General features: G+C 60.7%; 2 protein-coding genes. Both read right to left on the bottom strand.

The window, feature by feature from the left end:
- Positions 1-182, bottom strand: a 182-nt coding sequence (locus ACLD7X_RS18000) for a hypothetical protein (RefSeq protein ID WP_425625468.1), incomplete at its 3' end; no start/stop codon positions are given.
- Between the two features lie 41 nt (positions 183-223).
- Positions 224-575, bottom strand: a 352-nt coding sequence (locus tag ACLD7X_RS17995) for a recombinase family protein (protein ID WP_411425057.1), incomplete at its 5' end; no start/stop codon positions are given.

Genomic DNA, 575 nt, shown 5'->3' with positions numbered 1-575 from the left:
GCCCCAGCAATGATGATCACCGAGAAGGTTCCAAAGCCTATCGCTCCAAGTCCGGACCCTCGTTCGAAAGGTGTTGCACCCTCTATCAGAGCAACAAGGCCTCCCCAGATGATGGTGACCAGCGCCAGCAGACTGCCGATCAGCAGCATCACCTTGTAAACGGAGATAATCATCCGCAGCATTCGTCTCTCCTGTGCAGTTTGGTTGTTTGCGGGGTCCGCGATCAGGCCGCTTTGGTGACGCGGTAGACCGACCGTTCCGAGATGCCGAGCTTCTGGGCGATGGCCCGCTTGGTCTCCCCGGCAGCCAGCAGGGACCGTGCCTCAGCCAGCATCAACTGTGCCGTGGGTTTCCGGCCCCGATACTTCCCCTCAGCCTTGGCCTTGGCGATGCCTTCCCTCTGCCGTTCCAGCATCATTTCCCGTTCGAACTGGGCCACAGCCCCAAGGACGTTCAGCATCAGCTTGCCGGTTGCATTGGACGTGTCCAAGCCAAGGTCCAGGACCCGAAGGCCAACCCGCTTGCCGTCCAGTTCCTCGACTATTTCGCCCAGGTTGCGCACCGACCGGGCCAAG

The sequence above is a fragment of the Aphanothece microscopica RSMan92 genome, from assembly GCF_046613545.2.
GTDB lineage: Bacteria > Cyanobacteriota > Cyanobacteriia > PCC-6307 > Cyanobiaceae > NIES-981.
The sequence above is the reverse complement of the archived record's forward strand: the minus strand, read 5'-3'. Positions and strand labels throughout refer to the sequence as shown.